This window comes from Rhodococcus sp. D-6 (assembly GCF_040256695.1).
Taxonomy (GTDB): Bacteria; Actinomycetota; Actinomycetes; order Mycobacteriales; family Mycobacteriaceae; genus Rhodococcus; species Rhodococcus pyridinivorans.
This window is the reverse complement of record NZ_CP132970.1, coordinates 954303-968158: the sequence shown is the minus strand read 5'-3', so window position 1 is coordinate 968158 and position 13856 is coordinate 954303. Positions and strand designations below refer to the sequence as shown.

The window sequence follows — 13856 nt, the reverse complement described above, 5'->3', positions numbered from 1 at the left end:
GTGCGGGGACGGCGACTCTAGCGGACGATCTCGCGGCGGTCGTCGGGGAGCCGGCGTGTGCGACCCGCCTTGTCGAGCCGGTCGAGCAACGGCAGGACCACCCGCCGTGTCGTTCCCAGGCGTTCGCGCGCGGCACTGGTCGTGAAGGGCTGGTCCAATTCGCCCAGCAGCTCCACGGCCGTGTCGGCGGCGTCGGGGAACAGGACGATGCCCGGGCCCGCCCGCCACAACCGTCCGCTGCGTTCGGCCGCGCCGAGGGCCCGGTCGTCGAGGCCGAGCTCGCGTAGGCGATCGGCGGTCGGGGCCGCGAACGGGGCGGCCGACAGGTCGCGGCGCACCTGCTCGACGGCTTTGCGGATCTTCGGCGGTAGACCGTCGGCGCCGGGAGCGATCACCCGCCCCCCGACCACTTCGAGCGGAGGTCGCACCAGCGCCCGGACGAGGTCCGGTGTGGGAAGACGCAGCTGCGACGCCAGCACCGTCAACGGCGCCGCCGGATCCAGTGGATGGGTGCGGGCATGGGCCTGCACGAGTGTGGGCAGCCGGTCGGCGACGGTCCTCGCGAGACCGGGTGCGACGAGCCACGGCCCGACCGTCAGGTGCTCTCCCCGTGCGAGTGGGATGCCCAACTGTCGCAACCGTTGCCGGTGCAGGAGTCCGCGGCGGGCGAGTTCGTCGGCCAGGTGCGGCGTCCCGTCGGCCCCTGCCAGTTGCAGCGCGCGGCGTGCCGCCGCGCCGCGACGCCGGAATCGGGGTGGATCGGGGTCGAGAACGTCGGCTCGCCAGATCATCCGGCGGCCCGGGTCGCGCAGCAACGCGCGGTCGCCGATCCGCAGGGGCAGCGGGCGGTCGAGGGTGAGCCGGACGAGATCGTCTGCCAGCGGACGGCACCGGACACCGACGTCCGCGGCTCCGATGTGCAGCACCGGAGCGACGGGCGGCCGGTCGTCGCCGCTGATCCGAACGTCGACGACGGTGGTGTGGTGCCACGCGCCGGGCGTGACGAGCACACTGCCCCGTCCCAGATCGTCGACCCGGCCGGTGAGATTGAGGGCGACCCTGGCCACGCCGCTCACCGCGCTCCGGTCGCGACCGAGTGCCTGCACGCTGCGGACCCGCAGCGGCGTGTCCCCCAGCACGAGGGTGTCCCCCACGCGCACCGTGCCCGCGGGAAGGGTTCCGGTGACGACGGTTCCGGATCCACGCACGGTGAACCGGCGGTCCACCCAGAGCCGGACGTCGGCCTGCGGATCGGGGTCCGGAAGCGAGGCGACCATCGTCGTCAGTGCGCTCCGGAGGTCGTCGAGGCCCATCCCGGTGCGCCCGCTCACGGCGACGACGGGCGCCCCCGCCAGACTCGTGCGGGCGACCTCCGCCGCGGCCCGCGCGGCCGCGGGTCCCGGATCGGCGAGATCGGCCCGGGTAACGGCGACGACCGCGTGGCGCACGCGGAGCGCGTCGAGTGCTGCGAGGTGTTCGGCCGCCTGCGGCATCCACGGATCGTCGGCGGCCACCACGAACAGCGCGGCCGGGACCGATCCCACTCCGGAGAGCATCGTCGTCAGGAATCGCTCGTGCCCGGGGACGTCGACGAAGGCGACCTCCCCCACCTCTGGCCAGGACGTCCAGCAGTAGCCGAGCTCGATGGTCAGTCCTCGTCGCCGTTCCTCGGCGAGCCGATCCGGGTTCGCACCGGTGAGCGCCTCGACCAGCGTCGACTTGCCGTGATCGACGTGACCGGCGGTCGCGACGACCTGCATCAGGATCCTTCGCGAGCGGCCACGCGCGTCACGGCGTCGATCAGCTCGCCGTCCTCGGCGGGGTCGACCGCGAGCAGGTCGAGCAGCAACCGGCCGCGTTCGACGCGGCCGACGACGGGGTGCTCACCGAGCCGCAACGGGAGTGCGAGATGTTCGGGCAGGGCGATCGCGACGCTCGGCAGGACGACGTCCGGGGCGCCACCGCCCCCGACGACGCCGTCGGAGTCGACCACCTCGGGTTGGCACTCCGAGGGCAGCGCCACGCAGATCGCCTGTGCGCGGGCGCGGAGATCTTCCGGGCGGGAGGCCAGCGCCGACGCCACGGGTGGCATCGGTCCCGTCAGGGTCGCTTCGAGAGCGGCCAGGGTGAGCTTGTCGACGCGCAGCGCCCGCGCGAACGGGTCGCGCCGCAGGCGTTCCACGAGTTCGGCCCGTCCGAGCAGCAGGCCGGCCTGCGGACCGCCGAGGAGCTTGTCGCCCGAGGCGGTCACCAGGTCGGCGCCGGCACGCAGCGCGGTGGTGGCGTCGGGTTCGTTCGACAGCCGCGGATGCGGCGCGAGCAGACCCGATCCGATGTCGACCACGACGGGCGGTCCGAGTCCGGAGAGTTCCCGGACCGACACCGACGACGTGAAGCCGCTGACGGTGAAGTTCGAGGGATGCACCTTGAGGACGAAGGCGGTGTCGTCGTCGACGGCCGCGGCGTAGTCGCTCAGGCGCACGCGGTTGGTGGTGCCGACCTCACGCAGCGTCGCGCCCACGGATTCCAGCAGTTCCGGGATCCGGAAGCCGTCACCGATCTCGACCAGTTCGCCCCGTGCGATCACGATCGAGCGACCACCGCGTGTGAGCACCCGGGTGACCAGGGCGAGAGCCGCGGCACCGTTGTTGACGACGTGGATGCCGCCGGCGTCGGGTACCTGTTCGGCGAGTGCTTCGAGGGCGCCGCGTCCTCGCCGTCCGCGCCGACCGGTGGCCAGGTCGAGTTCGACGTCGGTGGCGCCCGCCGCGGTGGACACCGCCTCGACCGCCGCTCGGGACAGCGGGGCGCGACCGAGATTGGTGTGCACCACCACGCCGGTCGCGTTGACGACGCGGCGCAGGGTGGTCGCCTGCTGCGGCAGCGACGCGACCGCGACGTCGGCGACGGCATCGGGCCCGATCTCGCCGTCGCGGCACCGTTGCTGGGCCGCGACGACGGTCTGCTTGACCAGTCGGGCGCCGAGCCGGTCGACGGCCTCGCGCAGGCGCGGATCGGCCAGGACCTGGTCGGTGCGGGGAACGTCCCGCCTCGGATCCGGCACGCGCTCCTCATCCCACGGTCGACGAAAACTTTTGGCGGAGGCGGACGGGAATCGAACCCGCCCAGCCCAGATACTGGGCCACAACGGTTTTGAAGACCGCGACCGTCACCAGACGAGAACCACCTCCGCGCTCACCCTAACCGAAGTCGGGCCCTCGGTTACGACTCGCCCGTATGTTTGGGTTCATGACCGCACACGTCGACTTTCCCGAGGGCGCCATCCGACTCACCCAGTACGCCGCCGGCGGCGGGTGCGCATGCAAGGTTCCGCCGGGTGAACTCGAGCGGGTGCTCGGCGGTCTGCAGGGTGGACGGGCCTCCGGCGAACTGTTGGTGGGTGTGGAGAACGGCGACGACGGAGCCGCGGTCCGGATCGATCCGGCGCCCGACGGGAGCGGCCGGGCCGTCATCGTGACGGCCGACTTCTTCACCCCGGTAGTCGACGACGCCTACGACTGGGGACGGATCGCCGCCACCAACGCCATGTCCGACGTCTACGCGATGGGTGGCACGCCGATCATCGCGGTCAACCTCCTGGGCTGGCCGCGCGAGCTCATCCCGTTCGAACTCGCCGCCGAAGTCATGCGCGGCGGCGCCGACGCGTGCGCCGAGGCGGGTGCCCATCTCGCCGGCGGGCACAGCATCGACGACCGGGAGCCGAAGTACGGACTGGCGGTCACCGGTCTGGGCGATCCGGATCGCCTGCTGCGCAACGACGCTGCCACGCCCGGCCTGCCGCTGACTCTCACCAAGCCGCTCGGTCTCGGCATCCTGAACAACCGTCACAAGGCCACCGGCGAGCGTTTCGAGGAAGCGGTCGCGGTGATGACGACACTCAACCGCGAGGCGGCACAACTTGCGCACGAGGCCGGTGTCCGCGCCGCCACCGACGTCACCGGTTTCGGTCTGCTCGGCCATCTGATGAAGATGATGCGGGCCAGCGGCACGACCGCCGTGATCGACTCCGCGGCCGTGCCGTACGTCGCGGGAGCGCGCGAGTCGCTCGCGGAGGGATTCGTGCCCGGCGGGAGCCGTCGCAATCTCGATTGGGTCCGCGAGCAGGTCGACTCCGAGGTGGACGACGACGAACTACTCCTGCTCGCCGACGCTCAGACGTCCGGCGGTCTCCTGGTCGTCGGGGAGCTCCCCGGCCATCCGGTCATCGGGGAGGTGGTCCCCGCGGGCGAACACGCGATCCGGGTGCGCTGACCCCGACGACCGCCGGACATGCCGGCACACCTGCACGGGATCCGGATTAACCGGCACGAAGCGCGGGCAGACGGTAACTTCGGAACGAGAGCGCAGGAAAGGAGCACCGATGGCGGAGAAGGACACGTCCCTCCCCTGGCCCGTCCTGCGCCAGTTCCTCGGTAAGGACCTGCTCGGACGCGGCAAGGCCGCACGGTCCCGTCGTACCGAGGAGATCGAACCGCGCACCTCCACCGCCGATCGTGTCGCCCGCAGCGTGTGCCCCTACTGCGCTGTCGGATGCGGACAGAAGATCTTCGTCAAGGACGAAAAGGTCGTCCAGATCGAAGGCGATTCCGACAGCCCCGTGAACCGCGGGCGCCTGTGCCCCAAGGGCTCGGCGAGCAAGAACCTCGTCACCAGCGAGCTACGCGAGACCCTGGTCCGCTACCGCCGGCCCTACGGCACCGAATGGGAAGACCTCGATCTCGACACGGCCATGGAGATGGTCGTCGACCGCGTGCTGAAGACCCGCCGCGAGACCTGGCAGGAATTCGACGACAAGGGCCACCGTGTCCGGCGCACGATGGGTATCGCCAGCCTCGGCGGTGCCACGCTGGACAACGAAGAGAACTACCTCATCAAGAAGCTGTTCACAGCGATGGGGGCGGTCCAGATCGAGAACCAGGCCCGCATATGACACTCCGCCACCGTCCCCGGTCTGGGGACCAGCTTCGGGCGCGGCGGCGCCACCGGCTACACAGCCGACCTGGCCAACGCTGACTGCATCATCATCCAGGGTTCCAACATGGCCGAAGCCCACCCGGTGGGCTTCCAGTGGGTCGTGGAGGCCCAGAAACGCGGTGCCCGCGTCATCCACATCGACCCGCGCTTCACCCGTACCAGCGCGGTGGCGGACAAGCACGTCCCGATCCGGGTCGGCAGCGACATCGCCTTCCTCGGCGGCATCGTCAACTACATCCTGAGCAACGGGCTGGACTTCCGCGAGTACGTCGTCAACTACACGAACGCCGCGGTGCTCGTCAGCGACAAGTTCGAGGACACCGACGATCTCGACGGGCTCTTCTCGGGCTTCGACCCCGAGAAGCGGACCTACGATCCGACGAGCTGGCAGTACGACGTGGAGGACGAATCCGGCGACCTGCACAAGTCGCAGGCCAACGGCTCCGACGAGCACGCCGAGCATCGGGACACGGCCGCGGGCCTGCAGAACGAGTCGCACGGCATGCAGACGGCGAGCCACCCGAGGCGCGACGAGACCCTACAGCACCCGCGGTGCGTCTACCAGGTGCTCAAGCGGCACTTCGCCCGCTACACCCCCGAGGTGGTCGAGCAGGTGTGCGGCGTCTCGCAGGAGGACTTCCTCGATGTCTGCCGCGCGTGGACCGAGAACTCCGGTCGGGAGCGGACGACGGCGCTCGTCTACAGCGTGGGCTGGACCCAGCACAGTGTCGGTGTGCAGTACATCCGCACCGGCGCGATCCTGCAGCTGCTGCTCGGCAACATGGGCCGCCCCGGCGGAGGCATCATGGCGCTGCGCGGTCATGCCAGCATCCAGGGCTCGACCGACATCCCGACGCTGTTCAACCTGTTGCCCGGCTACCTGCCGATGCCCGACGCGAACAAGCACCACTCGTTCACGGACTGGGTCGACAGCGTGCGCAACCCGGGCAGCAAGGGTTTCTGGTCGAAGGCCGACGCCTACGCGGTGAACCTGCTCAAGGCATACTGGGGCGACGCGGCGACCGCCGACAACGACTACTGCTTCGACTACATGCCGAAGATCACCGGCGACCACGGCACCTACCGTTCGGTGCTCGACATGATCGATGGAAAGGTCAAGGGCTACTTCCTCCTCGGGCAGAACCCGGCCGTCGGCTCAGCCCACGGGCGCGCGCAGCGGCTCGGGATGGCGAACCTCGACTGGCTCGTGGTGCGCGACCTGTTCGAGATCGAGAGCGCCAACTTCTGGAAGGACTCCCCGGAGATCGAGACCGGTGAGATCGTGACCGAGGAGTGCGCCACCGAGGTGTTCCTCTTCCCGGCGGCCTCCTACGCCGAGAAGGAAGGCACCTTCACGCAGACCCAGCGGATGCTGCAGTGGCGGGAGAAGGCCGTAGAGCCGCCCGAGGACTGCCGCTCGGAACTGTGGTTCTTCTACCACCTCGGCCGCATGATGCGGGAGCGTCTGGCCGAGTCGACCGACGAGCGCGACCGTCCGCTGCTCGACCTGGCATGGGACTACCCCGTGCACGGCGAGTACGACGAGCCGAGTGCCGACGCAGTGCTCATGGAGATCAACGGCTACGACGTCGCGACCCGTCTGCCACTGTCGTCGTTCACCGAGATGAAGAACGACGGCTCCACCCTCGGTGGCTGCTGGATCTACACCGGGGTCTACGCCGACGGCGTCAACCAGGCCAACCGGCGTAAGTCCCGGCACGAGCAGTCGTTCGTGGCTCCCGAGTGGGGCTGGGCGTGGCCGATGAACCGCCGCATCCTGTACAACCGGGCATCCGCCGACCCCGAGGGCAGGCCGTGGAGCGAACGCAAGGCCTACGTGTGGTGGGACGAGGACGCACAGCAGTGGACGGGTGCGGACGTGCCGGACTTCGAGAAGACGAAGCCGCCGAGCTACCGCTCCCCCGACGGCGCCGACGGTGTCGAGGCGCTCGAAGGGATCGATCCGTTCATCATGCAGGGCGACGGCAAGGGTGCCCTCTACGCCCCCCAGGGGCTCGTCGACGGTCCGATGCCGACGCACTACGAACCGGTGGAGTCGCCGTTCCGCAATCCGCTCTACGCGCAGCAGGCCAACCCGACGCGCATGGAGTACCGGCGTGACGACAATCCGATGAACCCCTCACCGCCGGAAGAACACAGCGACGTGTTCCCCTTCGTGTTCACGACGAGTCGTCTCACCGAGCACCACACCGCCGGCGGCATGAGCCGCTATCTCGAACATCTCGCCGAACTGCAACCGGAGATGTTCGTGGAGGTCTCCCCCGCCCTGGCGGCCGAACGCGGACTCGAGCACATGGGCTGGTGCCACGTCGTCACCGCCCGCTCTGCGATCGAGGGCCGGGTCCTGGTGACCGAGCGGTTGCGTCCGCTGAAGGTGGAGGGACGGACCGTCCACCAGGTGTGGATGCCCTATCACTGGGGCAGCGGCGGCATGGTGACCGGCGACTCGACCAACGATCTGTTCGGAATCACGTTGGACCCCAACGTGCTCATCCAGGAGACCAAGGTCGGTACGTGCGACGTCCGGGCAGGACGCCGACCGTCCGGAGCGGCACTGCGGGAGTACGTCGAGGGATATGCGCGGCGGGCCGGGGTAACCGATCACGTGTACCCACCCATCGTGACGGTCCCGGACGGCGATACGGCCTCGGACGACCCACGTGCCCCGGAGACCTCGGACGACCCACGTGCCCCGGAGGCCTCGGACGACCCACGTGCCCCGGAGACCTCGGACGACCCACGTGCCCCGGAGGAGGACGAGTGACGGGTCCCAACAGCTTCTTCGGACCGATCGACCCGGCACCCGATGCCGGGTACGAGGATCCGCCGGCTCGCAAGGGCTTCTTCACCGACACCAGTGTGTGCATCGGGTGCAAGGCCTGCGAGGTGGCCTGCAAGGAGTGGAACGATGTCCCCGAGAACGCCTTCGCGATGCTCGGCACCTCGTACGACAACAGTCATTCGCTCAACGCCAATCAGTGGCGGCACGTCGCCTTCATCGAGCGCCCTGCGGAGTCGAAACCGCCGGTCTCGCTGGGGATGCCGACCGTCGGCGCGACCCCGACGGAGCTTCCGGAGGAGGAGAAGCCGGACTTCCGCTGGTTGATGTCCTCGGACGTGTGCAAGCACTGCACCCACGCGGCGTGCCTCGACGTGTGCCCGACCGGGTCGCTGTTCCGCAGCGAGTTCGGCACGGTGGTCGTGCAGGACGACATCTGCAACGGCTGCGGATACTGCGTCGCTGCGTGCCCGTACGGCGTCATCGACCGTCGCAAGGGTCCAGAGGGCGACCCGAAGGTCGGTATCGCCCAGAAGTGCACGCTCTGTTACGACCGGCTCACCGACGGCCAGACCCCGTCCTGCGCGCAGGCGTGCCCCACGGAGTCGATCCAGTACGGCGACGTCGAGGAACTGCGCGCTCGCGCCGAGGAACGACTGGCCGCCCTGCACGAGCGCGGCGTGAGCGAGGCACGACTCTACGGCAACGATCCCGAGGACGGGGTCGGCGGGACCGGCGCCTTCTTCCTGCTCCTCGACGAACCGGAGGTCTACGGCCTGCCGCCGGATCCGGTGGTGACGACCAAGGATCTGCCGGAGATGTGGACCCGCGCCGCAGTGGCAGCGGTCGCGATGCTGGCGGGCGCCGCCGCGTCGTTCCTGAGGAGGCGCTGATGACCCAGGTGCAGCACGGCGGCAGCCCGGGCAACCCCCGCCGGTCCGGAGGTGGTCGCGGCGGCGACCGGGTGATGGTGCCGGAGGCCGACTTCGAGTCCTATTACGGACGCCAGATCGTGAAGCCGGCCCCGTGGGAACACGACATCGCGATCTATCTGTTCACCGGCGGCGTGGCCGCGGGCAGCTCGCTGCTCGCCGCGGGTGCCGATCTCACGGGGCGGCCCGCCCTGCGTCGCGTCGCCCGATTCGGTTCGCTCACATCGCTGCTCGTCAGTGTCGGTGCGCTGGTTCACGATCTCGGCAAACCGAGCCGCTTCCTCAACATGCTGCGAGTCGCCAAACCGACCTCCCCGATGTCGGTCGGTACGTGGATCCTGTCGCTGCACGGTCCGTTCGCGGGCGTCGCGGCGGTCGCGGAGATCGCCGCGATGCTCCCCGCCCGGTGGAAGCGCGGGCCGGTGCGCCTGCTGCTCGCCCTCGGCCGGCCCGCCGGGATCGTGGGTGCACTGACGGCACCGCCGGTCGCCGCCTATACCGGAGTCCTGTTGTCCGACACCGCAACCCCAGCCTGGCACTCCGCCTTCAAGGAAATCCCCTTCGTGTTCTGTGGGTCGGCAGCGGCCGCATCGGGTGGTCTCGGACTGCTGGGTGCGCCGGTCGCCGAGGCCGGGCCGGCACGCGCCTTCGCCGTCGGCGGTGCGCTCGTCGAACTCGCGACCGAGCAGCAGATGGAGAAGTCGATGGGCCTGTCGGCCGAGACGCTCCACCAGGGCCGCCCCGGGCGACTGATGAGGGCCAGCAAGGCATTGACGGTGGCCGGCGCGCTCGGCGCACTCGCCGGCCGCCGCAATCGCGTGGTATCGGCAGTGTCCGGTGCCGCTCTCATGGCCGGTTCGCTGTGCACGCGACTCGGCGTCTACGAGGCCGGCATCGCGTCGGCGAAGGATCCCAAGTACACCGTCGTTCCCCAGCGTGAACGAGTCGATCGCGGGGAACCCGTTCGTTACCGCAGCTGAGATCCGGCTCGCGGGCAGGACGAAGGAGAACGCATGGACTCCGGCAAGCCTACGCGCGAACCACACGGCGACGCCGCGACGGCTCAGCCTCCGGGCAGCTTCCGCTGGCTCCTCGTGGCCGGGGGTCTGTTGCTGCAGTTCTCGATCGGCGCGGTCTACGCGTGGTCGGTCTTCGGCGGAGCCCTCGAGAACGCCGACTCCTGGCAACTGAGCACGGTCCGGGCCTCACTGCCGTTCACCGTGACCATCGGCATGATCTTCATCGGCACCTATCTCGGTGGCCGACTGCAGGATCTGAAAGGTCCCCGAGTCGTCGCGTTGATCGGCGGCATCATCTATGCGCTCGGCATCCTCCTCGCCTCCTTCACCGACGGAGCCGAGGACTACTGGCTGCTCATCCTCGGGTACGGCATCATCAGCGGTTTCGGGCTGGGCTTCGCGTACATCGTCCCGATCGCCATGCTGCAGAAGTGGTTCCCCGACAAGACCGGTCTCATCACCGGACTCGCTGTGGGCGGTTTCGGGTTCGGCGCCGTGCTCACCTCGCCGGTCGCGCAGTGGCTCATCGACCGGAATCCGGACGACCCCACGAGCGCCTTCCTGCCTTTGGGTATCGCCTACCTCGTGATGTCGCTGGCCGGTGCGGCACTCTTCCGCAACCCGCCCGAGGGGTACACCGTGCCGGGCTTCGACCCCGTCGGCCGCGACGGCAGCGGAGCGGACCGCGGCAAGGAGTACACCCAGAACGAGGCCCTCCGCACGCCCCAGTGGTACCTCCTGACCGCCATCCTCACCCTGTGCGTGACCGCCGGCATCTCCCTGATCTCGCAGGCGAAGCCGAGTGCGTCCGACATCGCCGGTTTCAGCACCTCCGGCGCGGCGGCACTCGTGGGCGTGCTCGCGATCTTCAACGGCGCCGGCCGGATCGTGTGGGCGGCGATCTCCGACCATATCGGCCGGATGAAGACCTTCACCGCACTGCTCGTGCTGCAGGGCGTGTGCCTGATCGTGCTGCCGCATGCCACCGGCGTGGTGCTGTTCTCGGTCCTGGCCGCGATCATCTATCTCTGCTACGGCGGCGCATTCGGCACCATGCCCGCCACCGCCGGCGACTTCTTCGGGGTCCGCAACGCCGGCGCCATCTACGGCCTGATGCTCATCGGGTGGAGCATCGGCGGCATCATCGGCCCGATCATCGCGTCTACGCTCCTCGGCGACGACAAGGCGTACACCCTCGCCTACACCACCATCGGCATCATCGCGCTCGGATCGGTCGTGCTCACGATGATCACGAAGGTACCCGCGGCACGCCGGGAGTCGGCCTCGGCCCGGTCCTGATCCGGAGCGCCGCCCTGCTCAGGTGGGCGGCGTGGTGGCCGTGCGCACGATGCACCTGGGCCGCACGGAGGTAGAGGCCGATCGCCTCGGCCGTCGCCCCGCAGAACAGTGCGTGCAGAGCGCTCCAGTGCGCGACGAGGTGGCCGGGTTCGTCACCCCGCACCACCTCGAGCGTCCCCGCGCGGTAGGAACTCGATCCGCCCTTCCGATCCGCTACTCCGCGGGAGGGGCCGAGCGACGATCCGACGTCGCCGGCCCTTCTCCGCGTTCCTCGTCGTCGCGCGCGGCGCGGGCGGCCTCGCGCATCTCGATCGCGTCGGTGATCAACTCACCGATCTCGCGGGTGACGTCGCGGACCGCTCCGGTGATGATCCCCGCGATCGCGCCGACGTGGGTGGCCGCCGACTCGGTGACCTCCTGGATCGTGTCCTTGTTACGCTCGAATCTTCCCACCATGTTCGACCCCCTCGATCGTGTCGTCCGCGAGGGTACCCGCATCGTCGAGCGGGCGATCGGTGGAGCGGTGACGTTCGATGATCACCCGCGACTCGGGTTCGGGCGCGAACCAGCCGGGAGGGAGAGCAAGCGTGAAGATCTTCTTCCACACCGATGTCACCTGGGCGGTGAAGCCACCGGTGTTGTACGGAAGTCCGTGCTTCTCGCACAGTTCCCTGACCTTCGGCGCGAGTTCCGGATAGCGGTGCGCCGGCAGGTCGGGGAACAGGTGGTGCTCGATCTGGTGCGACAGGTTGCCCGACATGACGTGGAACAACGGCGACCCCGTGATGTTCGCGCTGCCCAGCATCTGCCGAACGTACCACTCACCACGGGTCTCCTCGGCGGTCTCCTCCTCCGTGAAGGACTGCACGCCGGACGGGAAGTGGCCGCAGAAGATGATCGAGTACGCCCACACGTTGCGCACCAGATTGGCGGTCGCGTTGCCGAGCAGCGTCGGGAAGAACATCGGTCCGCTCAGCAGCGGGAAGGCGATGTAGTCCTTGATCACCTGACGGCGCGCCTTGCGCCACCAGCCTTTCGCGATCGGGATCACGTCGCGCCACGAGCGTTTCCCGGCGACGATCCGGTCGACCTCCGCGTCGTGCATCATCACGCCCCACTCGAACAGCAGCATGAGGGCGGTCGCGTAGACCGGGTTGCCGAGATAGTAGGGATGCCACTTCTGGGCCGGGTCCATGCGCAGGATCCCGTATCCTATGTCGCGGTCCTGGCCGAGGATGTTGGTGTAGGTGTGGTGCACGTAGTTGTGCGAGTGCCGCCACTGGTCCGACGGGCACACCGTGTCCCATTCGAAGACACGGGAATTCAGCGACGGCTCGCGCATCCAGTCGTATTGACCGTGCATGACGTTGTGCCCGATCTCCATGTTGTCGAGGATCTTCGACACGCTCAGCGCCGCGACACCGGCGACCCATGCGGGCGGGAGGAATCCGACGAAGAGCAGACCGCGACCGGCGATCTCGAATCCGCGCTGCGCCCTGATGATCCGGTAGAGATACTCACGGTCCTCGTCACCGAGGGATGCGAGCGTCTGCTCCCGCAGTGCGTCGAGTTCGCGGCCGATCTCCTCGACACTGTCGTGGTCGAGGACGAGCGGTTCGTTCTCGACCGAAGAGCTGCGGCCGGACAGGAAGGGCAGGAAGGGAACGGTGGGTAGGGACAATCCGAACATGATGTCCTCCAATGATTTCGGTGGTGTCGCCGGACGGCCGGTTCAGAGTTCGACGGCGACGTCGCCGACCGGGGCGTTGACACAGATCTGGATTCGGCGGCCCGGTTCCGAATCGACGTCGCCGGTACGCACGTCGCGCGTGCACCCCGACAGCCGGACGGCGGTGCAGCTGTGGCAGATGCCCATGCGGCATCCGTGTTCGGGTGTGAGACCGGCCGCTTCGGCCTGTTCGAGCAGCGTCGACCCGGTGTTCTGGGCAACCACCCCGGATTCGGCGAAGGAGATCTCGCCGCCGGCATCGTCCGTCGACACGACCGGTGGTGCGAGGACGAATTCCTCGGTGTTCACCATCGTCTCGGCGCCCTGTTCGGCGTAGACCGCGCGGATGCCCGCGACCATCTCCGCCGGACCACACACGAAGGTGGGCGTGTCGGCGTACCAGGGTGCGACGGCCGCGAGGTGGCTGCGGTCGAACCGACCCTGCAGCAGCCCGTCGTCGGAGCGGGTGTGCGCGTGGACGATCTCGATGTTGGGTCGGTCGGCAAGAGCGTCGAGTTCGGCGCGGCGCGGAACATGCCCGGGGGTGCGGGTGTAGTAGAGCAGCACCGCGCACCCGTCGTACCCCTCGGTGACGAGACCGGACAGCATCGACAGCACGGGAGTCAGCCCGGAGCCCGCGGCGACGAACAGCAGACGTCGGGGGCGTGGGCTCGGCAGCACGAACTCGCCTGCGGGAGAACCGAGTTCGATGACGTCTCCGACCTGCGCTCGGTCGTGGAGGTGGCGTGAGACGGTACCCTCGGGATGCCTGCCGATGGTGAACCGCAGGTCGGGCCGGCGCTTCGACTCCGCTTCGACGAGCGTCGGCGAGTAGCAGCGCGTATGCCGCACACCGTCGACACGCACCGACACGGTCACGTACTGCCCGGGTAGGGGTCGGCACGGCCGCGCGGGGCGCACCGTGATCGTGAGCGAGTCGGTGGCGCTTCGGTCCACATCTGTAATCCGGGCATAGTTCGCCGACGTGACGAGAAGCGGGTCGGCGAGTTCCAGGTAGCGGTCCGGGTGATGCGGGTAGGACAGCACTCCAAGTGCCTCTACCAGCAATTTTCGCAACGAAC

Annotated in this window: 10 protein-coding genes and 1 tRNA gene; 5 read left to right on the top strand and 6 right to left on the bottom strand. The window is 69.1% G+C overall.

Translation table 11 applies throughout. The features are described from left to right. Positions 1 to 17: 17 nt before the first annotated feature. From selB to RBB84_RS04600, 3 genes are all read right to left on the bottom strand, one after another. The gene (selB, locus tag RBB84_RS04610) at positions 18 to 1760 is read right to left on the bottom strand and encodes a selenocysteine-specific translation elongation factor (RefSeq protein WP_064256402.1); all 1743 of its coding nucleotides are present in this window, start codon (positions 1758 to 1760) and stop codon (positions 18 to 20) included. After that, positions 1760 to 3064 carry an L-seryl-tRNA(Sec) selenium transferase gene (selA, locus tag RBB84_RS04605; RefSeq protein ID WP_064060701.1) on the bottom strand — a complete coding sequence of 435 codons (1305 nt, stop codon included), beginning with the start codon at positions 3062 to 3064 and terminating at the stop codon, positions 1760 to 1762. The genes selB and selA overlap by 1 nt, the downstream gene beginning before the upstream one ends. Positions 3065 to 3096: 32 nt before the next feature. Further along, a tRNA-Sec gene (locus RBB84_RS04600) sits at positions 3097 to 3191 on the bottom strand. Between the two features lie 58 nt (positions 3192 to 3249). On the opposite strand from RBB84_RS04600, the gene selD reads away from it, so the two are divergent. From selD to RBB84_RS04575, 5 genes are all read left to right on the top strand, one after another. Further along, positions 3250 to 4272 (top strand): selenide, water dikinase SelD, encoded by a 1023-nt coding sequence (gene selD / locus RBB84_RS04595; RefSeq protein WP_024100547.1) that lies wholly within the window; start codon positions 3250 to 3252, stop codon positions 4270 to 4272. 109 nt (positions 4273 to 4381) lie between these two features. Then, complete coding sequence (fdh, locus tag RBB84_RS04590; RefSeq protein WP_350247226.1) at positions 4382 to 7780, top strand: formate dehydrogenase; 3399 nt, start codon at positions 4382 to 4384, stop codon at positions 7778 to 7780. Next, a complete protein-coding gene (locus tag RBB84_RS04585; RefSeq protein ID WP_024100544.1) occupies positions 7777 to 8688 on the top strand; it encodes a 4Fe-4S dicluster domain-containing protein in 912 nt (303 codons plus the stop codon). The genes fdh and RBB84_RS04585 overlap by 4 nt, the downstream gene beginning before the upstream one ends. Continuing rightward, positions 8688 to 9707, top strand: coding sequence for an NrfD/PsrC family molybdoenzyme membrane anchor subunit (gene nrfD / locus RBB84_RS04580; protein WP_064256404.1), 1020 nt, complete (start codon positions 8688 to 8690; stop codon positions 9705 to 9707). Before RBB84_RS04585 ends, nrfD begins: the two co-directional genes overlap by 1 nt. Positions 9708 to 9740: 33 nt before the next feature. After that, entirely contained in the window at positions 9741 to 11045 is a 1305-nt protein-coding gene (locus RBB84_RS04575) for an OFA family MFS transporter (RefSeq protein ID WP_064256405.1), read from the top strand. Positions 11046 to 11258: 213 nt separating this feature from the next. Here RBB84_RS04575 and RBB84_RS04570 read toward each other — a convergent pair whose 3' ends face one another. From RBB84_RS04570 to RBB84_RS04560, 3 genes are read right to left on the bottom strand one after another with little or no spacing between them, the layout of a single operon-like run. Next, complete coding sequence (locus RBB84_RS04570; protein ID WP_006554382.1) at positions 11259 to 11501, bottom strand: hypothetical protein; 243 nt, start codon at positions 11499 to 11501, stop codon at positions 11259 to 11261. Continuing rightward, positions 11479 to 12735, bottom strand: a complete 1257-nt coding sequence (locus RBB84_RS04565; RefSeq protein ID WP_064256418.1) for an acyl-CoA desaturase — start codon at positions 12733 to 12735, stop codon at positions 11479 to 11481. The genes RBB84_RS04570 and RBB84_RS04565 overlap by 23 nt, the downstream gene beginning before the upstream one ends. 42 nt (positions 12736 to 12777) lie before the next feature. Continuing rightward, positions 12778 to 13821 (bottom strand): ferredoxin reductase, encoded by a 1044-nt coding sequence (locus RBB84_RS04560; RefSeq protein ID WP_350247222.1) that lies wholly within the window; start codon positions 13819 to 13821, stop codon positions 12778 to 12780. Positions 13822 to 13856 lie beyond the last annotated feature (35 nt).